A 19424-nucleotide genomic window follows, 5' to 3' on the forward strand; every position below is an offset into this window, starting at 1 on the left:
CATCGGGTGCGCGGCGGCCGGAATCCATTCGAGCGCGGCTTTCACGTTCGCGGGCAGGCCGCGCATGCCCTTGAGCTTCGTTTTGTAAGCGGTCAGCTCGGCCTGGGTCGGCAGCTTTTCGTGGACCAGGAGATAGGCGATCTCTTCGAATTCGCACGCGCCGGCAATGTCGAGAATGTCGTAGCCACGGTAATGCAGGTCGTTGCCGGTCTTGCCGACGGTGCACAGCGCCGTATTGCCCGCCGTCACGCCCGACAGCGCGACGGATTTCTTCGGCTTGAAGCCGCTCTTGGGTTCTTCGCCGCCTTGTGCACCGGCGTTTTGCGTTGTCTCGCTCATCTCCCGCAATCTCCTTTGTGCCTGCTCGTTGCTTCAGGTTGAACCGCGTGTTCGACGTGTGCTGCGTGCTGCCTGACCTGGTCTTGCGAGCTGTTCCCGTAAAAGCGGCAGGCGCTGGCGCTGTTCGGCGCCGCGCGGCCAACGGCATGACGGGTCGTCAAGCTCATGAAGCGCGGTGCCCGTTAGCGCCCACTTCCGTGAAGAGCGGCGCGGCGTCTTGCGCGACGGCGCGACCCGTGGCGCGCGCACGGCGCAGCACCGACCAGTAGTAACGGTAGCTGGCGCGATCGTGCAGCGTGTCGTGATAGCGCGTCGGTCCCCACTGGGCGGATTGCGCGGCAAGCAGGATTTCGGTGGCCGTGGCGATTTCTTCGTCGCGCGGGGCGAACGCGGCGACGATCGCCTCGATCTGCGCCGGGTGGATGCTCCACATACGCGTGTAGCCGAATTCGTTGCGAGCGCGCGCGGCGTCGTTCGCCACCACGCTCATGTCGCGCACTTCCGTGCTGACGTTATGCGACGGCACCTTGCCGTAGGCGTGGCACGCGGCCGAAATTTCCAGCTTGGCGCGCCGAACCAGCGGATGATCGAACTGACCGGGCGAGCGCATCGCGGTATCGGGAATCGCGCCGTTGTGCGCGGAGACGAAATCCATCAGGCCGAAGCTCAGCGCTTCGACGCCTGGCAGCGCGGCCAGGTCGAATACGCGCGTGAGCGCGCCGTGCGTCTCGACCAGCAGTTGCACCGGCACGGGTTGCGCGATGCCCAGCTCGCGGCGCATCGCCTCGATGTACGCGACCATTTCGGCGGCGTCGGCGACGTGACGGATCTTGGGCAGCGTGATGTAAGCAGGCGCTCGCTTCGCGGCTCGCAGAATGAGACGGACGTCCTCGCGCCAGTGCGCGTGATCGAAGTCGTGAATCCGCACGCCGACGCGGCCGAAGCGGTCATGCTCGCTGCCCAGCAGCGACGCGACCAGCTCCGCGTGTTCCGCCTCGCGGCCCACCTGAGCGCCGTCTTCGCAGTCGAGCGTGATGTCGAACACCGGCCCGAGTTGTTGCTGCAACGCGAGCGATTTCAGCATCAGCTTTTCGCTGCCGGCGTAGTGATCGCAGGCAGGCAGCACGGCGGGCGGCACTTCGCCGTCAAACAGCACTTCGGCGGGTGTGAGGGCGCGCATCTTCGGCGTCAGGAGCGTGGGAAATGTTGAGAGAAAGCTGATTCGGACGCACTCTGCGGGCTGTGCGGCTTGTCATGCCGTGAAGCAGCGGCGCAAAACGCGTTCGAATCAGGTGCGAACCGCCGGGTCGGCAACATCGTTCGCACGTAAAAAACCGGAACCCGCCGCGGTGCTGCTACGGAGGAGTTCCGGCTCATCTGCATGGACGCTTAGCCGAGCAGGTGTTGAACGCCTTCGCGCTCTTCCAGCAATTCGTTCAGCGTGCCGTCCATCTTCTCGCGCGAGAACGCGTCGATTTCCAGGCCTTCCACACGCTTGTATTCGCCGTTTTCGCACGTAACCGGCACACCGTAGACGATGTCTTCCGGAATGCCGTACGAACCGTCCGACGGGATACCCATGGTGACCCACTTGCCGTTCGTGCCGAGCACCCAGTCACGCACGTGGTCGATCGCTGCGTTAGCCGCCGACGCTGCCGACGACAGGCCGCGCGCTTCGATAATCGCCGCGCCGCGCTTGCCGACGGTCGGGATGAACGTGTTGCGGTTCCATTCTTCGTCGTTGATCAGCTTGGTCAGGTCTTGACCTTCAGCCGTTGCAACGCGGAAGTCCGGGTACATGGTCGGCGAGTGGTTGCCCCACACGGCCAGCTTTTCGATCGACGCGACCGGCTTGCCCGACTTGGCGGCCAGTTGCGACAGCGCGCGATTGTGGTCCAGGCGCAGCATGGCGGTGAAGTTCTTCTTCGGCAGATCCGGCGCCGACTTCATGGCGATGTAGGCGTTCGTGTTGGCCGGGTTGCCGACCACCAGCACCTTCACGTCGCGGCTCGCGACTTCGTTCAGCGCCTTGCCCTGAACCGTGAAGATTTCAGCGTTAGCCGACAGCAGGTCTTTACGCTCCATGCCTTTCGAACGCGGGCGGGCGCCGACCAGCAGGGCCACGTCGGCATCTTTGAACGCGACCTTCGGGTCGTCAGTGATCACGACGCCCGACAGCAGCGGGAATGCGCAATCATCCAGTTCCATCACGACGCCTTTGACGGCGCCTTGCGCTTGCGGCAGGTCGAGCAGTTGCAGGACAACCGGTTGGTCCTTGCCGAGCAGGTCGCCATTGGCGATGCGGAACAGCAGGGAGTAAGCGATTTGACCTGCGGCGCCGGTGACGGCAACGCGCTTTGCGGGCTTAGCCATTGAGAAATCTCCAGGACGATGCGTTAGACGCTAGGGAAAACGCCATTCTATATGTGCGTTCAGCGAAGCGTTGTGAAACACGGCGGAATTCACTCTTCGCGGACGACCCCGTAATCGTGACGAGGCCGGGTGACGCGCTGCGACAAGACCGCCATGCCGGAAACCTGACTCTGTAACACCGAGCGGGGAGCGGAATAACGAGGCGCCGAGTAGCCGCTGCACGGTGCGGGCTCCTGCAAACAGCGCGTTTCGGCAAGCGTCTGACCAACGAATGGCGGGCGGATCGAAACCTGAACTGCGAGGGAACAGCATGGTGCAGAGTGGCTGCCGGTGCGTCGCGGCGGCGCCTTCAGCAGCCCCCCGAAAAACCCGCAAACCCTTGCTCGACAAGGAGTGTAGGAGTCGTCAGACACAAAGTCAACATTATCTTATGTCTTATATAAGACATATCTGTTGCGGGGAAAACCCTAGACGCGGCCTAGGCCTTTATGATGAAATGCGCGCATGAATTCGAACCCGGCGAACACAACGAATCCGAGCGGCCAGGTAGCCGCGGGCGAAGGTGTACCCGCTGCCGTTCCCGCCACGTCGCCGACTTTCAGCCCCTTGTATCAGCAGATCAAGGGCTTGATTACGCAGAGTCTGGAAAGCGGCGAATGGAAGCCGGGCGAGATCATTCCTAGTGAAGTCGAATTGGCGGCCAGATTCAAGGTTAGTCAGGGCACGGTGCGCAAAGCGATCGACGAACTTGCCGCCGACAACCTGCTGGTCCGCCGCCAGGGCAAAGGCACGTTTGTTGCAACGCACAACGAAGACCGTGCCCAGTTTCGCTTCCTCAGATTACTGGCCGATGACGGTGCGGAGCATCCGCACGTCAGCCGCCTGCTGGAGTGCCGGCGCTTGCGTGCTTCAGCGGACATCGCGCGGCAACTCGATCTCAAGCCCGCCGATCCGGTGGTGTTGATCAAGCGTCTGCTGCAGTTCGACGGCGAAGTCACCGTGCTCGACGAAATCTGGCTGCCCGGTGCGGTGTTTCGCGGCCTCACGCTTGAACGGCTGTCGGAGTATAAAGGTCCCCTCTACGCGATGTTCGAGACGGAATTCGGCACGCGCATGATCCGCGCCACGGAGAAGATCCGCGCGGTGGCGGCGGAACCCGCCGTGGCCGATCTGCTGAATGTGCCGGCGGGTTTTCCGCTGTTATCGGTCGAGCGCGTGTCCTATACATATGGTGACCGGCCGGTTGAGGTGCGCCGTGGTTGGTATGTCACAACCGGGTATTACTATCAGAACGATCTAAGCTGAACAGGCTGAAGAAAGGCGCGGTGTCCCACACCCGCGCCTGTTTGAAGGCGTCTTTATTGCGTGTGCTGTCACGGACCTGTCGTGGTTTTCGCTGCAGCGCGATATAAAAAGGCGCTAAAATTGCGGATTAGTGTGACTACATAGTAGGGGTCTAGCATGGCTGAAGCCGTAAAAAAACCGAGGCCGGAATTCCGGAACATCGGTATCGGGCAGATTTTGACGGCATACCGTCTCCCGCTAGCGGGGCGAGTGTCGATCTTGCACCGCTTGAGCGGTGGTCTGCTTTTTGTTTTTCTTCCGTTCCTGCTGTACCTCTTTGATCAGAGCCTGACGTCCGAGCTTAGCTTCGATGTCTTCAAGGGCTTCCTCTCCAACATCATCGTCAAGCTCATCACGCTCGTTCTCGCGTGGGCCTTCCTGTTCCATTTCTGCGCGGGTGTACGTCACCTGATCATGGACACGAGCCACGGCCTCACGACCAAAGAGAAGGGCAAGCAAACCTCCATCGTCGTCCTGGTCGTTTCGTCGCTGCTGACGATTGTCTTCGCGCTCAAACTCTTCGGAGCATTCTAAAAAAATGGCAAGTCATAACCGAATTGGTCCGAAGCGTCTCGTCGTCGGCGCGCATTACGGTCTGCGCGACTGGCTCGCGCAACGCATCACCGCCGCCATCATGGCGGTCTACACGGTGATCCTGCTCGCCTGGTTCTTCGGCGCACATGATTTCTCGTACGACGGCTGGGCGTCGATCTTCGCGACGCAATGGATGAAGCTCGCCACGTTTGTCACGCTGCTCTCGCTGTTCTATCACGCGTGGGTTGGTATCCGCGACATCTGGATGGACTATGTGAAGCCCGTTGGCACGCGCCTGCTGCTTCAAGCGCTGACGATCGTCTGGCTGCTCGCGTGTGCGGGCTACGCTGCGCAGATTCTCTGGAGAGTGTAAAAGAATGGCTGCAATCAAGAATTCTCTGCCGCGTCGCCGTTTCGACGTGGTTATCGTCGGCGCAGGCGGCTCGGGAATGCGCGCTTCGCTGCAACTCGCGCGCGCCGGTCTGTCGGTTTGCGTGCTGTCCAAAGTGTTCCCGACGCGTTCGCACACGGTCGCTGCTCAAGGCGGCATCGGCGCTTCGCTCGGCAACATGAGCGAAGACAATTGGCACTATCACTTCTACGACACGATCAAGGGTTCCGACTGGCTCGGCGACCAGGATGCGATCGAGTTCATGTGCCGCGAAGCACCGAACGCTGTCTACGAACTCGAACACTTCGGCATGCCGTTCGACCGTAACGCCGACGGCACGATTTACCAACGCCCGTTCGGCGGCCATACCGCGAACTACGGCGAAAAGCCGGTGCAACGCGCCTGCGCGGCTGCCGACCGTACCGGTCACGCACTGCTGCACACGCTGTACCAGAAGAACGTCGAAGCCAAGACGCAGTTCTTCGTCGAGTGGATGGCGCTGGATCTGATCCGCGACGCCGAAGGCGACGTGCTCGGCGTGACCGCGCTGGAAATGGAAACCGGCGACGTCTACATTCTCGAAGGCAAAACCACGCTGTTCGCCACGGGCGGCGCGGGCCGGATCTTCGCGGCGTCCACGAATGCGTTCATCAACACCGGTGACGGCTTGGGCATGGCTGCGCGTTCGGGCATCGCACTGCAAGACATGGAATTCTGGCAATTCCACCCGACCGGCGTGGCCGGCGCGGGCGTGCTGATTACCGAAGGCGTGCGCGGCGAAGGCGGCATTCTGCGTAACTCGAACGGCGAGCGTTTCATGGAACGCTACGCGCCCACTTTGAAGGATCTGGCGCCGCGTGACTTCGTGTCGCGTTCAATGGACCAGGAAATCAAGGAAGGCCGCGGCGTGGGTCCGAACAAGGACCACGTGCTGCTCGACCTGTCGCACATCGGCGCCGAGACGATCATGAAGCGTCTGCCGTCGATCCGCGAAATCGCCATGAAGTTCGCGAACGTCGATTGTATTAAAGAGCCGATCCCGGTCGTGCCGACCATCCACTATCAGATGGGTGGCATTCCTACGAATATTCACGGCCAGGTCGTGGGTACGTCGAAGGGCGCGGAAGATCCGGTCAACGGTTTCTACGCCGTGGGCGAATGCTCGTGCGTGTCGGTGCACGGTGCGAACCGTCTCGGCACGAACTCGCTGCTCGACCTGGTGGTGTTCGGCCGCGCGGCCGGTAACCACATCGTCAAGCATGTGAAGGAAATCAAGGAGCACAAGCCGCTGCCGGCCGACGCCGCCGACTTCGCGCTGTCGCGTCTGGCGAAGCTGGATAGCTCGTCGTCGGGCGAGTACGCGCAATCGGTCGCGAACGACATTCGCGGCACGATGCAGAAGCACGCTGGCGTGTTCCGTACGTCGGCTCTGCTGTCGGAAGGTGTGGAGCGCATTCGCGAAGTGGCTGAACGCGTCGACAACATCCATCTGAAGGACAAGTCGAAGGTGTTCAACACGGCGCGTATCGAAGCGCTGGAAGTGGCGAACCTGATCGAAGTGGCACGCGCCACGATGGTTTCCGCCGACGCACGCAAAGAAAGCCGTGGCGCGCACGCGCAGAACGACTTCGAACATCGCGACGACGAAAACTGGCTGCGTCATACGCTGTGGTTCAGCGAAGGCGATCGCCTCGACTACAAGCCGGTTCACATGCAACCGCTCACAGTCGAATCGGTTCCGCCGAAAGCGCGGACCTTCTAAGGCACAAGCTAAAGGAATTCAGAAATGGCAAAGCGTACATTTGAAATTTACCGCTACGACCCGGACAAGGACGCAGCGCCGCGCATGCAATCGTACGAGATCGAAATCGACTCGCATGAACGCATGCTGCTCGACGCGCTCGTCAAGCTGAAGGAAGTCGACGAAACGTTGTCGTTCCGCCGCTCGTGCCGTGAAGGCGTGTGCGGTTCGGACGCAATGAACATCAACGGCAAGAACGGGCTGGCCTGTTTGACGAACCTGAACGATCTGCCGCAAAAGATCGTGTTGCGCCCGCTGCCGGGTCTGCCGGTGGTGCGCGACTTGATCTGCGATTTCACGCAGTTCTTCAACCAGTACCACTCGATCAAGCCGTATCTGATTAACGACACGCCGCCGCCGGAAAAGGAGCGTCTGCAGTCGCCGGAAGAGCGCGACGAGCTCGACGGCCTGTACGAATGTATTCTGTGCGCAAGCTGCTCGACGTCGTGCCCGAGCTTCTGGTGGAATCCGGACAAGTTCGTCGGCCCGGCTGGTCTGTTGCAAGCTTATCGCTTCATCGCGGACAGCCGCGACGAAGCCACGGGTGAGCGCCTCGACAACCTGGAAGATCCGTACCGCCTGTTCCGTTGCCATACCATCATGAATTGCGTCGACGTGTGCCCGAAGGGCCTCAACCCGACCAAGGCGATTGGCAAAATCAAGGAATTGATGGTGCGTCGCGCTGTCTAGGATGATGAACCCAGAAACATCGCATCAGTCCGACCCTCTTCGCCGCGCGCGCCTTCGCTGGCGCGCGCGGCGCGGCCTGCTGGAAAACGATCTGATCTTTGAACGTTTTTTCGGCCGATATGAGCATGACCTCAGCGATGCCGACGTGGGCGCCCTTACGCGCCTGCTCGAGCTGAGCGATAACGACCTGATGGACTTGCTGCTGGCCCGCAAGGAACCGGAAGGCGACCTCGCGGACCCGGATGTGATCCGGGTGCTGGAGCTGCTGCGCAACGCTTGAGCGCCGCTAGTCCGTTGTTCCAGGCGTGCAATTATCGAAACCCTGTTTCCATACTTCGATTGAGGATGTGCTATGACCCCGTCAGATGTTAAAGCCACGCTATCGTTCAGCGACAATTCGCCGAGCGTTGAAATGCCGATTTACAAGGGCACTCTCGGCCCGGACGTGATCGACATCCGCAAACTGTACGGCCAGACCGGCAAGTTCACGTACGACCCGGGCTTCATGTCGACGGCGGCTTGCAATTCGGCGATCACCTACATCGACGGCGACAAGGGCGAGCTGCTGTATCGCGGCTACCCGATCGACAACCTCGCGGAAAACGCGGACTTCCTCGAATCCTGCTATCTGCTGCTGAAAGGCGAACTGCCGAATGCGCAGCAGAAAGAAGAGTTCGTGAACACCGTCACGAAGCACACGATGGTGCACGAGCAAATGCACTTCTTCTTCCGTGGCTTCCGTCGCGACGCACACCCGATGGCGATTCTGGTCGCCGCAGTCGGCGCGCTGTCGGCGTTCTATCACGACTCGCTCGACATCAACAATCCGCGTCACCGTGAAGTGTCGGCTATTCGCATGATCGCGAAGCTGCCGACGCTGGTCGCGATGGCGTACAAGTACAGCATCGGTCAGCCGTTTGCGTACCCGAAGAACGATCTGTCGTACAGCGCGAACTTCATGCATATGATGTTCTCGAACCCGTGCGAAGAGTACAAGGTCAACGACGTGCTGGTGCGCGCACTCGACCGCATCCTGATTCTGCATGCGGACCACGAACAGAATGCATCCACCTCGACCGTGCGTCTCGCCGGTTCGTCGGGCGCGAACCCGTTCGCGTGTATCGCGGCCGGTATCGCCTGTCTGTGGGGCCCGGCGCACGGCGGTGCGAACGAAGCCGCGCTGAACATGCTGGAAGAAATCGGCTCGGTCGACAACATTGCCGAGTTCATCAAGCAGGTGAAAGACAAGAACTCGGGCGTGAAGCTGATGGGCTTCGGCCATCGCGTGTACAAGAACTACGACCCGCGCGCCAAGCTGATGCGCGAAACCTGCCACGAAGTGCTGGAAGAACTGGGCCTGCACGACGACCCGCTGTTCAAGCTGGCCATGGCGCTGGAAAAGATCGCGCTGGAAGACGAATACTTCGTGTCGCGCAAGCTGTATCCGAACGTCGACTTCTACTCGGGTATCGTGCAGCGCGCGCTGGGCATCCCGACGTCCATGTTCACGTGTATCTTCGCGATGGCGCGTACGGTGGGCTGGATTGCGCAGTGGAACGAAATGATCGCTGATCCGGAACAGAAGATTGGCCGTCCGCGCCAATTGTTCGTCGGCGATACGCAACGCGAAGCCAAGCCGATCGCGCAACGTTGATCGACCGGTTTTAGCAGGATCGAAGCCCCGGCAATTGCCGGGGCTTTTTTATTTGTGTGCCCGGAATGACGCGTGCATTTATTTGCCTGCGGTGCAATGCCTCAGGATGGCCCCGTTATTCAACAAATCGTTGAAACCGCGCTGTTCGCGGTCCCCTTGAACAAGAATCTCCGGGACATGATGAAAATGTCATCGGCGGATCACGGGAAAGTAGACGGGACGTACGTACTATCAATTCCGGAATCGATCTCGAAGTCGGAATGAATTGGCAAGCCGGACTTCACCGATTTTTGACGCGTCGTGATCTTACGCGAGAGATTGCCTGAACCAAGGAGAGCAAGGTGACAGTAAGAGAAAAGTCCGGATTCGCAACCGCACTTAATGCGACTATATGCTTTCTTATTTTGATTATGGTTGCGCGGAATGCGAGAGCGGAAGCGCCAACCCTTAATGCGAGTATCGATTTTTCAGAATATTTCGCGAGAAAGTACGATTTATCTTATTACAACGGAAATGCGTGGGTTTTATTGAGAAATTCTGCGACCACCGTGCCTTCTAAGCCTCGTTTCTCGTTCGAACAATCTCCGCCAAACGCATCTTCGTACAAATATGTAATTTACGTGAAGGAGAGGAATAATGCGAATGCCGATTTTTATTTATTTATTTCGACGAACAAAGATCCGTGCATCGTACATATAGCAAGGTCCGGTAACCTCGCCGGCGAACTGTTAGGGGTTGTCTACAATGTGACGACGCAATATACGAACTTGTCGATTGGTCATGTTTTCAATTCCAATGTTTCGACGTCTTATTCTGTTTGTAGTCGCGATAATACGCTTGCGGTGCGGTTTTTCGATCCACTGAATAGCGGTATTCCGATTGCGGTAGGATCGTATGCCCAAACGAATGAGCGGATTTCAGAGACTTATGTTTTCTTAAATACCGAGGGTGTCCTGTATCCAAGATAGCAGCCGGAGAAAAATTTTAATTGATAGTGGCCTGATTCAATGCCAACCAAAATTCGGCATTCATTGAGGAGGGAAAAATGAGGCTGGGACAAAAGCGGAGATGCGTGGCCGCAACACTTGCGATTCTGTCAGTGATCGGTTTCACGACTTCGCCGATTGCAATCGCCGCGAGCGGACCGGTGCTTTACATAAATGCCGGTTTTACGCCAATCTTTGCACAGCGATATGGGCTATCTTATTACAAAAATGATAATAATTGGTCCTCATTGGCGTATTCAGGAGGAACAGTGCAACTGAATCCACGATTCTCGTTCGAGAAACCGATCCCAGAAAAATCAACGTACAAATACGCGATTAGTCTGGTCGACAAGAATAATTCGAATATAGACCTCTATCTTCTTATTTCCACCAGCAAGATACCCTGTATTGTCCAGAGAACAACGGCCAATCATTTTACTGATAGTACGTTAGGATTTTATTACGATGTGATTACGCAATACGTCGATCTATCGATTCAGGGAAGTTTAAATTCAAATATTTCGGTTACCTACTCTGTTTGCAGTCGTGAAAATTCGCTTTCCCTAAGATTCTTCGACCCGATCCCCGGCGGGATACCAATCGGCATAGGATCTTATGTGATGGGTGAGCCGGATGAGCGGGTTTCTGAAACTTATATTATTTTCAATACAGAAGGAATTCTGTATCCCTGATGTCTCACAGGCGACTCGAATTAGGTGAAATTTATGAGAATGTCAGGTGGCGTTAGCGCTTTGTGCGCGCTGCTATTTTGGGTGACCGGAAACGTCGCCGCCCAGCCGGCGCAAATTCCAGATCTGGTTTACCGGGCTGACACGCGCACGCCAAACGAAGTAAGGCGCGCAGGCGGATTCGTTGCTAGAGGCGTCGACGCATCGCGTCCTGGAACCATTGCCAACCTGAGTCTCTTTAATCATGCAACCGGGCATGCCGGGCCGGACAATGACTATTCAGGCTACGTTTCCACGAGCAGTGATTTTGTTCGGGCTTACCGCTGGTTGTGGGATCACGGGGGAGGGTTTCGGACCGGTTACGTCTACACGATCCGGCCGACGGCCAATTTCATCGATGTCAACGCGAGTCTCGGAAGATTTCTGGATCCTGTACTACGTGCGGAGAATGAATGGGCCGCAATGGGACGAATCCATTGGTATCAGGTTGTCGGTTGGCGGTCCGCAGCCGAACCTCCTTCCACGCCGATGACACCCAATCCTCAATACAATCCCAATCACATTGCCTTTACATTGCCGTCTCCAGGTGGCCAACCGCGGCTTGCCCATTTCCCCGTGGGGCACGAAGCCTGGAATGAAATGCCGTGGATGGGATTCACCAGTTGCGGCAGTCCGCCCACACCCGCTGCGCGGCAAGTTGCAAGATCCGTGGCAGATCAATGTATCCCATTCGAAAATGGAGCAATGGATCGCGATTACTACACGGGATATCTCGCGGCGCTAAGTTCGACGGCGTGCGGCGGTCCATGCCTGGAAGGGGAGCGCAGCGCGAACCAGGAAGCGGATTTCCAAGCGAGCGTGAATATTATTACCGATGGTACAGGACACGGATACTGTGACGGCAGTTGGGAGCAGATGCCGGAGAGCATCGCGGACATATATAAAGAATCGCTATGCGCACGCATGGATGTGGGCGACAAATTTCGCACTCGTGGAGGCTACTTGCTAAAAAGTGCCGATTCGAGTTGCATGATTATATATAGCCAGGATGTGCAGTTCACTAACGGCGAAATATGCACAATTTCAAAGCATCCGATACACATGACAAATAGCCCGATTCCCGGATGTCCCACCGGCTATCAGCTTGTGACAGCAGAAGACATTGAAAAAGATTCGAGTATCTGTTCAACGCACCTCGAGTTGCATTCCTTTGCCAGAATTGCTGGAAAAAACGTTGTCTCAGGAAGCGAGAACGTACCCTGTGTGATAACAAAAAGCACTAATCAAACTGAGACGTCGTTATGCAAGAAAATCTCTCGTGTAACGTCTGAAGTCGTGGTTTCCTCGAAATCGCCGGAAGGCTCGGCATGCTGGGGGAACTATTCACCTGTCAATGTGAGGCAAGCAATGGCACATAAAGCGGAGTTGTGCTCGATGCTGTCTCATTCGGCGGCCGGTGTTAGAGAAATCGGCCTGGCAGACGGCTGGTTCAGCGCGGCGACGTGTAATATTTGGCAGGGAACCCTTCCCCGAGAACCGGCGCTTACATTCTGCAATAACGGTATCAGCCAATGGAACAGATTTCTTTCAACCACGAGAGTGGCGAAAGGCGGAGAAAGCTGTCCCGCCGGGTTCGAATTAGTGCCTGAATGGGAACTGCAGGCGGATCCCCGCGTCTGCTGGGAAGCGTTGCCGCCCGGATCGACGGCACGTCTGGCAAACTCGGCCTCCGTGACGATGCCGGGTCCCAACGAAACTCTCCAGAGGTGTACGACAAGGGAGTCCGATCCATCAACGTTGACAATGGCAGTCTGCAAAGCGGTTCGGCCTGTTCACTAGACGATCCACCAGCAACCTGGCCTCATTGACGAGGCGTGCGCTGCGATCGACGTCCTGATCGCTCCAGCGAGGTGGGGCGCGTTTCCAGGTCAGCCGAGGTCGCATATTTTGGCGCATGCCCGTGCGCTAAAAAAATTGCCGATCAGCACCTGAGGTTTCACGTCACGCAACCAGGCTGCGAGAGAGAGAACACGGCGAATGTCCAAATTGTATCGATACCTGGTTGGATAAGATGCACATGGGCTCTCAAAGTCCTTAATCTGACAGCGAGTCCACATCTAAAAAACCGATGGAGCGATTCAAGGAGACACGCCATGCCGCTCGTTATCGACAATCTTCCCGAGGCGATTCGCGCTACGAAACGCGCTTTGCGCGCCGCGTTGCCCAACTACGTGCAAGTGTTCAACGAAGTGGAAGGTGCGATCCGTCAGCAGGTCGACGCCGTTCGCCGCGACCGCGAGCAGGGGCGCGAGGCGATTCCGGTGTTCGACTATGCGTCGATCGTTTCCGGCGACGTCGATCGGCGCACGATCGCCAGCATCAAGACCCGCGGCGCTTGCGTGGTGCGGCGCGTGTTCGACCCGCAGCAAGCGGCTGACTGGAACGACGAAATCGCCGACTACGTTGAGCGCAACGACCTCGACGGCAAGCTCGCGCACCGCGCGGAAGACCGATACTTCGGCAATCTGTCGTCCAGCAAGCCGCAGATCTACGGCGTCTACTGGTCGAAGCCGCAAACGGCCGCGCGACAGTCCGAGCAACTGACCCATACGCGGGTGTTCCTGAACCGCCTGTGGACCTCGGAAAGCGCGGAGAAGACACATTTCGACCCTGAGCGTGTGCCGGTCTACGCGGACCGGATTCGCCGACGGCCGCCGGGATCGGAATCGCTGGGTTTGTCGCCGCACGTCGACGGCGGGTCTGTCGAGCGTTGGCTCGATCCGAATTTCCAGCAGGTCTACCGGCACGTGCTGTCGGGCAACTGGCGCGCTTACGATCCATTCGACGCCGCGTTTCGCCCGGATGTGCAGGAGATTCCGTCGCCGGCGGTGTGCTCGATGTTCCGCACCTTCCAGGGCTGGACCGCGCTCACGCCGCAAGGCCCCGGCGACGGCACGCTGCAACTGATCCCGATCGCCAACGCGATGGCCTATGTGGTTCTACGCGCGTTGCAGGAAGACGTGCCCGACGACGAGCTATGCGGCGCGCAACCGGCCCGCGCGCTGTCGATCCAGCCGGCGTGGCACAGCCTGTTGCTCGAGGCGGTCACACCGATACCGCACATGCAACCCGGCGACGCCGTCTTCTGGCACAGCGACGTTGTGCATTCCGTCGAAGACACACACCGGGGCAGCGGCTACAGCAACGTGATGTACATCGCGTCCGCACCGTGGTGCGCGAAAAACGAGGCCTATCTGAAGCGCCAACTATCGAGCTTTTTGCGCGGCGACAGCCCGCCGGATTTCCCCGCCGATCACTTCGAAACCGACTTCATGGGCCGCGCTCAGGAAAGCGATCTGACGGCGCTGGGACGTGCGCAACTCGGCTTCGATCTCGAACGCTGACACGCGCCGGGCGACGGCGTTCGCTGCATGGTGGCATCCATACAGGTATTGCCACTACCACCCAACTCCCTGTTTTTTATCGGTTTTCTCCGTGGATGGGCGGCCCAAAGCGGGACGCTGCGTGGCATAATCGACCGACACAGTCAGCCCGCAGTCATTACTATCCCGCATACACCATGGCACAGACTCTCTACGACAAATTGTGGAACACGCACGTGATCCACACGGAAGAAGACGGTACGACGATTCTCTACATCGACCGTCATCTGCTGCACGAAGTGACCAGCCCGCAGGCATTCGAAGGCCTGAAGCTGGCTGAGCGTCCGGTGTGGCGCATCAGCGCGAATCTGGCGGTCTCCGACCACAACGTGCCCACCACCGACCGCAGCCACGGCATTGCCGATCCGGTTTCGAAGCTGCAGGTCGACACGCTGGATACGAACTGCGACGCTTACGGCATCACGCAGTTCAAGATGAACGACCTGCGCCAAGGCATCGTGCACATCATCGGGCCGGAGCAGGGCGCCACGCTGCCAGGCATGACGATCGTCTGCGGCGACTCGCACACGTCCACGCACGGCGCGTTCGGTGCGCTCGCGCATGGCATCGGCACGTCCGAAGTCGAACACGTGCTGGCCACGCAAACGCTCTTGCAGAAGAAGAGCAAGAACATGCTGGTGAAGGTCGAAGGCCCGCTGCCGCGCGGCTGCACCGCGAAAGACATCGTGCTGGCTATCATCGGCAAGATCGGCACCGCGGGCGGCACCGGTTACGCGATCGAATTCGGCGGTTCGACGATTCGCGCGCTGTCCATGGAAGGCCGCATGACGGTCTGCAACATGGCGATCGAAGCCGGCGCGCGCGCCGGCATGGTCGCGGTAGACAGCACCACGGTCGAGTACCTGAAGGGCCGTCCGTTCTCGCCGGAAGGCGTGGAGTGGGATCACGCGGTCGAATACTGGAAGCAGTTCAAGTCGGACGACGGCGCGCAATTCGATCGCGTGGTCGAGCTGAACGCCGCCGAGATCGTGCCGCAAGTCACCTGGGGCACGTCGCCGGAAATGGTTACGGCGGTCGACGGACGCGTGCCGGATCCGGAGCGCGAAAAAGATCCGGTCAAGCGCGACGCGATGGAACGTGCGTTGAAATACATGGCGCTCGAACCGAACGCGCCGATCGAATCGATCAAGCCGGATAAAATCTTCATTGGGTCGTGCACCAACGCGCGCATTGAAGACATTCGCGCCGCGGCTTACGTCGTCAAGAAGCTGGGCCGCCGCGTTGCGCCGAATATCCGACTGGCCATGGTCGTGCCGGGTTCGGGGCTGGTCAAGGCGCAAGCGGAACGCGAAGGCCTCGACAAGGTCTTTACCGATGCCGGTTTCGAGTGGCGTGAACCCGGTTGCTCGATGTGCCTCGCCATGAACGCCGACCGGCTGGATCCGGGCGAGCGTTGCGCGTCCACGTCGAATCGTAATTTTGAAGGTCGTCAGGGCGCCGGTGGCCGTACCCACCTGGTCAGCCCCGCGATGGCTGCGGCTGCGGCCATCGAAGGGCATTTCGTCGATATTCGCAAGCTTGGATAAACCGCATGATGAAGAACATGAATCGCACTACTCTATTGCGCCGCTTCGCGCTCGGTACGCTGGCTGGGCTATTGCTCGGTCTTGCCGGCTGCAACACGGTGCACGGATTCGGCGAGGACATGTCACACCTCGGCAATTCGATCAGCAATCACGCTGATAAATAAGCGGTTTTTGATTGTTGCCGGCATTGCGGCGAGCGGCATTCCAGCCGCCGCGCGCATTGCCCGCTTTTGAAACAGGCGCAAGCGTCATGGATAAATTCATCGTACACACCGGCGTCGTGGCGCCGCTCGATCGCGAGAACGTCGACACGGACGCGATCATTCCGAAGCAATTCCTGAAGTCGATCAAGCGCACGGGTTTCGGCCCGAACGCGTTCGACGAATGGCGTTATCTCGATCACGGCGAACCGGGCCAGGACAATTCGAAGCGTCCGCTGAATCCGGATTTCGTGCTGAACCAGGCCCGTTATCAAGGCGCCTCGGTGCTGCTGGCGCGCAAGAACTTCGGCTGCGGCAGCTCGCGCGAACATGCGCCGTGGGCACTGCAGCAATATGGCTTCCGCGCGATCATCGCGCCGAGTTTCGCCGACATTTTCTACAACAACTGCTTCAAGAACGGCGTGCTGCCGATCGTGTTGACGGAGCAGGAAGTCGATCACCTGTTCAACGAAACCTACGCGTTCAACGGTTTCGAGCTGACCGTCGACCTCGAAGCGCAAGTCGTGCGCACGGCAGATGGCGGCACCGCCTATCCGTTCGAAGTCGCCGGCTTCCGCAAGTACTGCCTGCTGAACGGGTTCGACGATATCGGCCTCACGCTGCGTCACGCGGACAAGATTCGCCAGTTCGAAGCGGAGCGCCTGACCAAGCAGCCGTGGCTGAATCACCGCATCGTCGGCTAACGAACGCGTTCCACTCTCTCAAAGAAAACCTCAAGGAATTCGCATGAAGATCGCAGTCTTGCCGGGCGACGGCATCGGTCCCGAAATCGTCAAGGAGGCCGTCAAGGTCCTGAACGTACTCGGCGAAAAGTTCGAACTCGAAGAAGCGCCGGTTGGCGGCGCGGGCTACGAAGCGAAGGGTCACCCGCTGCCCGACTCGACGCTGGCACTGGCGAAGGAAGCCGACGCGATTCTGTTCGGCGCGGTCGGCGACTGGAAGTACGACAGCCTCGAGCGCGCGCTGCGTCCGGAGCAGGCCATTCTGGGCTTGCGCAAGCATCTGCAACTGTTCGCGAACTTCCGTCCGGCGATCTGCTATCCGCAACTCACCGGCGCTTCGTCGTTGAAGGAAGAGATCGTCTCGGGCCTCGACATCCTGATCGTGCGCGAGCTAAACGGCGACATCTATTTCGGTGCGCCGCGCGGCGTGCGTTCGTCGCCGGATGGTCTGTTCGAAGGCGCGAAAGAAGGCTTCGACACCATGCGCTATTCGGAACCCGAAGTGCGCCGCATTGCGCACGTCGCGTTTCAGGCCGCGCAAAAGCGTCAGAAAAAGCTGACGAGCGTGGACAAGGCGAACGTGCTGGAAACGTCGCAGTTCTGGCGCGACGTGATGATCGACGTCTCGAAGGAGTATGCGGACGTCGAGCTGTCGCACATGTACGTCGACAACGCGGCCATGCAACTCGTGAAAGCGCCGAAGGCGTTCGACGTGGTCGTCACCGGCAACATGTTCGGCGATATTCTGTCCGACGAAGCGGCCATGCTCACGGGTTCGATCGGCATGCTGCCGTCGGCCTCGCTCGACAAGAACAACAAGGGCTTGTACGAGCCGTCGCACGGCTCCGCGCCGGACATCGCCGGCAAGGGCGTGGCCAACCCGCTCGCGACCATTCTGTCGGCCGCCATGATGTTGCGCTATTCGCTGAACAAGGCGGAGCAGGCGGATCGCATCGAAACCGCGGTGAAGAAGGTGCTCGAACAGGGCTATCGTACGGGCGACATTCTGACGCCGGGTTGCAAGCAGGTCGGCACGGTCGCGATGGGCGACGCGGTGGTCGCGGCGCTGTAAAGCGGTGCGGCTCAAGTAGAGATCAGACGCGTTGAAACGCGGCCTTTAAAACGCGAATCGGCCTTGAAACAGGCCGATTCGCGCGTAATACGGACGATCGCGGCGGACTTTAGCGTCGCCGGATTCAGGTTTTCGTGTATATTGTAGCGATGGCGCAAGTAGCTCAAATCTCCTCGATTTCGAAATTGCACGGCACAACGGCCCGTGTGGTTAAGCTCGCCATCACCACCAAAGCAGTCACCAAAACGATTACCCCGAAAACGATCACGAAACGCTGATCGTCCGTCGTGCCCGCTCATCTTCCCCGCGCGGTCACTGCGGGCAAAGATGCGGGGAAGTTTCCATTCGAAGGGTATGAAGTCATGAACGTAGGTCTCGTAGGTTGGCGCGGTATGGTCGGCAGCGTCCTGATGCAACGTATGCAACAGGAAGGCGATTTCGACTTGATCGAACCGGTGTTTTTCAGCACCAGCAACGCGGGCGGCAACGCGCCGTCGTTCGCCAAAAACGAGACCAAGCTCAAGGATGCGACAAGCATCGAAGACCTGAAGAAGTGCGAAGCTATCATCTCGTGTCAGGGTGGCGATTACACGAATGACGTATTCCCGAAGCTGCGCGCGGCCGGTTGGAACGGCTACTGGATCGACGCGGCTTCGTCGCTGCGCATGAAAGACGACGCTGTCATCATTCTCGATCCCGTCAACCTCGACGTCATCAAGAACGCGCTGGTTAAAGGCCAGAAGAATTTCATCGGCGGCAACTGCACGGTCAGCCTGATGCTGATGGCGCTGGGCGGCCTGTTCCGCGAAAACCTCGTCGACTGGATGACGGCCATGACTTATCAGGCCGCTTCTGGCGCGGGCGCGCAAAACATGCGCGAACTGCTGCAGCAGATGGGCACGCTGTACGGTGCGGCGAAAGAAGATCTGGCTGATCCGTCGTCGGCGATTCTGGATATCGACCGTCGTGTGTTGTCGGCCATGAACAGCGACCGCATGCCGACCGCCAACTTCGGCGTGCCGCTCGCCGGCTCGTTGATTCCGTGGATCGACAAGGATCTCGGCAACGGTATGTCGAAAGAAGAGTGGAAGGGCGGCGCCGAAACCAACAAGATTCTCGGCAAGCCCGCCATGGGCACGCCGGGTTCGATCCCGGTAGACGGTCTGTGCGTGCGGATCGGTGCAATGCGCTGCCACTCGCAGGCGTTGACCATCAAGCTGAACAAAGACGTGCCGCTGGACGAAGTGAACAGCATCCTCGCGTCGGGCAACGACTGGGTCAAGGTCGTGCCGAACGAACGCGAAGCGTCCATGCGCGATCTGTCCCCGGCGGTGGTCACGGGTACGCTGACGGTGCCGGTCGGCCGCGTGCGCAAGCTCGCCATGGGCGGCGAATATCTGTCGGCTTTCACGGTCGGCGATCAGCTGTTGTGGGGCGCGGCGGAACCGCTGCGTCGCATGCTTCGCATTGTGCTCGACAAGTAAAGTAAACTACGCGCTCACGACGCGTAGAAAACTCAAGAAGCGTCGCGCTTGCGCGGCGCTTTTTCATTGTGTGCTCCGATTATCTTGTCTCTTTCCAACCGCAAAAAAGGGCTGCGCGCTGACGCGCCAGGGGT

Annotated in this window: 19 protein-coding genes; 16 read left to right on the forward strand and 3 right to left on the reverse strand. The window is 59.0% G+C overall.

Features of this window, described 5'->3' with window-relative positions; genetic code table 11:
• The 3 genes from B0G83_RS26935 to B0G83_RS26945 form a co-directional block, all read right to left on the reverse strand.
• A partial coding sequence (locus B0G83_RS26935) for a citrate/2-methylcitrate synthase (RefSeq protein WP_308701492.1) occupies positions 1-339 on the reverse strand: 339 nt, incomplete at its 3' end.
• A 163-nt stretch (positions 340-502) separates the two neighbouring features.
• A complete protein-coding gene (locus B0G83_RS26940) occupies positions 503-1519 on the reverse strand; it encodes a CoA ester lyase (protein WP_105510449.1) in 1017 nt (338 codons plus the stop codon).
• A gap of 209 nt (positions 1520-1728) precedes the next feature.
• Positions 1729-2712 (reverse strand): malate dehydrogenase, encoded by a 984-nt coding sequence (locus tag B0G83_RS26945; protein WP_035560978.1) that lies wholly within the window; start codon positions 2710-2712, stop codon positions 1729-1731.
• Between the two features lie 504 nt (positions 2713-3216).
• Here B0G83_RS26945 and B0G83_RS26950 point away from each other — a divergent pair.
• The 16 genes from B0G83_RS26950 (at position 3217) to asd (ending at position 19290) form a co-directional block, all read left to right on the forward strand.
• On the forward strand, positions 3217-4017 hold the full coding sequence (locus tag B0G83_RS26950) for a GntR family transcriptional regulator (RefSeq protein WP_105510450.1): 801 nt from the start codon (positions 3217-3219) through the stop codon (positions 4015-4017).
• 156 nt (positions 4018-4173) lie between these two features.
• Positions 4174-4590, forward strand: a complete 417-nt coding sequence (gene sdhC, locus B0G83_RS26955) for a succinate dehydrogenase, cytochrome b556 subunit (protein ID WP_035560982.1) — start codon at positions 4174-4176, stop codon at positions 4588-4590.
• Positions 4591-4594: 4 nt separating this feature from the next.
• A complete protein-coding gene (sdhD, locus tag B0G83_RS26960) occupies positions 4595-4963 on the forward strand; it encodes a succinate dehydrogenase, hydrophobic membrane anchor protein (RefSeq protein ID WP_105510451.1) in 369 nt (122 codons plus the stop codon).
• Between the two features lie 4 nt (positions 4964-4967).
• Complete coding sequence (sdhA, locus tag B0G83_RS26965; protein WP_035560987.1) at positions 4968-6743, forward strand: succinate dehydrogenase flavoprotein subunit; 1776 nt, start codon at positions 4968-4970, stop codon at positions 6741-6743.
• 24 nt (positions 6744-6767) lie between these two features.
• Positions 6768-7472 carry a succinate dehydrogenase iron-sulfur subunit gene (locus B0G83_RS26970; RefSeq protein ID WP_105510452.1) on the forward strand — a complete coding sequence of 235 codons (705 nt, stop codon included), beginning with the start codon at positions 6768-6770 and terminating at the stop codon, positions 7470-7472.
• A 4-nt stretch (positions 7473-7476) separates the two neighbouring features.
• Entirely contained in the window at positions 7477-7752 is a 276-nt protein-coding gene (locus B0G83_RS26975) for a succinate dehydrogenase assembly factor 2 (protein ID WP_105510589.1), read from the forward strand.
• 72 nt (positions 7753-7824) lie between these two features.
• Positions 7825-9126, forward strand: coding sequence for a citrate synthase (gltA, locus tag B0G83_RS26980; RefSeq protein ID WP_105510453.1), 1302 nt, complete (start codon positions 7825-7827; stop codon positions 9124-9126).
• A 341-nt stretch (positions 9127-9467) separates the two neighbouring features.
• A complete protein-coding gene (locus tag B0G83_RS38275) occupies positions 9468-10094 on the forward strand; it encodes a hypothetical protein (RefSeq protein WP_146120300.1) in 627 nt (208 codons plus the stop codon).
• A 104-nt stretch (positions 10095-10198) separates the two neighbouring features.
• Positions 10199-10804 carry a hypothetical protein gene (locus B0G83_RS38280; protein ID WP_146120301.1) on the forward strand — a complete coding sequence of 202 codons (606 nt, stop codon included), beginning with the start codon at positions 10199-10201 and terminating at the stop codon, positions 10802-10804.
• A 33-nt stretch (positions 10805-10837) separates the two neighbouring features.
• Positions 10838-12640: an enterotoxin A family protein gene (locus tag B0G83_RS26985; RefSeq protein WP_105510454.1), complete on the forward strand. Its 1803-nt coding sequence runs from the start codon at positions 10838-10840 to the stop codon at positions 12638-12640.
• Positions 12641-12954: 314 nt separating this feature from the next.
• Entirely contained in the window at positions 12955-14205 is a 1251-nt protein-coding gene (locus B0G83_RS26990; protein WP_105510455.1) for a DUF1479 domain-containing protein, read from the forward strand.
• A 176-nt stretch (positions 14206-14381) separates the two neighbouring features.
• Positions 14382-15791, forward strand: coding sequence for a 3-isopropylmalate dehydratase large subunit (gene leuC / locus B0G83_RS26995; RefSeq protein ID WP_105510456.1), 1410 nt, complete (start codon positions 14382-14384; stop codon positions 15789-15791).
• A 5-nt stretch (positions 15792-15796) separates the two neighbouring features.
• Positions 15797-15955: an entericidin A/B family lipoprotein gene (locus B0G83_RS27000; protein WP_028196115.1), complete on the forward strand. Its 159-nt coding sequence runs from the start codon at positions 15797-15799 to the stop codon at positions 15953-15955.
• An 86-nt stretch (positions 15956-16041) separates the two neighbouring features.
• Positions 16042-16695 carry a 3-isopropylmalate dehydratase small subunit gene (leuD, locus tag B0G83_RS27005; RefSeq protein WP_105510457.1) on the forward strand — a complete coding sequence of 218 codons (654 nt, stop codon included), beginning with the start codon at positions 16042-16044 and terminating at the stop codon, positions 16693-16695.
• Between the two features lie 43 nt (positions 16696-16738).
• Positions 16739-17806 (forward strand): 3-isopropylmalate dehydrogenase, encoded by a 1068-nt coding sequence (leuB, locus tag B0G83_RS27010; RefSeq protein WP_105510458.1) that lies wholly within the window; start codon positions 16739-16741, stop codon positions 17804-17806.
• A gap of 362 nt (positions 17807-18168) precedes the next feature.
• A complete protein-coding gene (asd, locus tag B0G83_RS27015; RefSeq protein WP_105510459.1) occupies positions 18169-19290 on the forward strand; it encodes an aspartate-semialdehyde dehydrogenase in 1122 nt (373 codons plus the stop codon).
• Positions 19291-19424: the final 134 nt, after the last annotated feature.

Origin of the sequence: Paraburkholderia sp. BL21I4N1, from assembly GCF_002973525.1 — a bacterium.
Classification (GTDB): domain Bacteria; phylum Pseudomonadota; class Gammaproteobacteria; order Burkholderiales; family Burkholderiaceae; genus Paraburkholderia.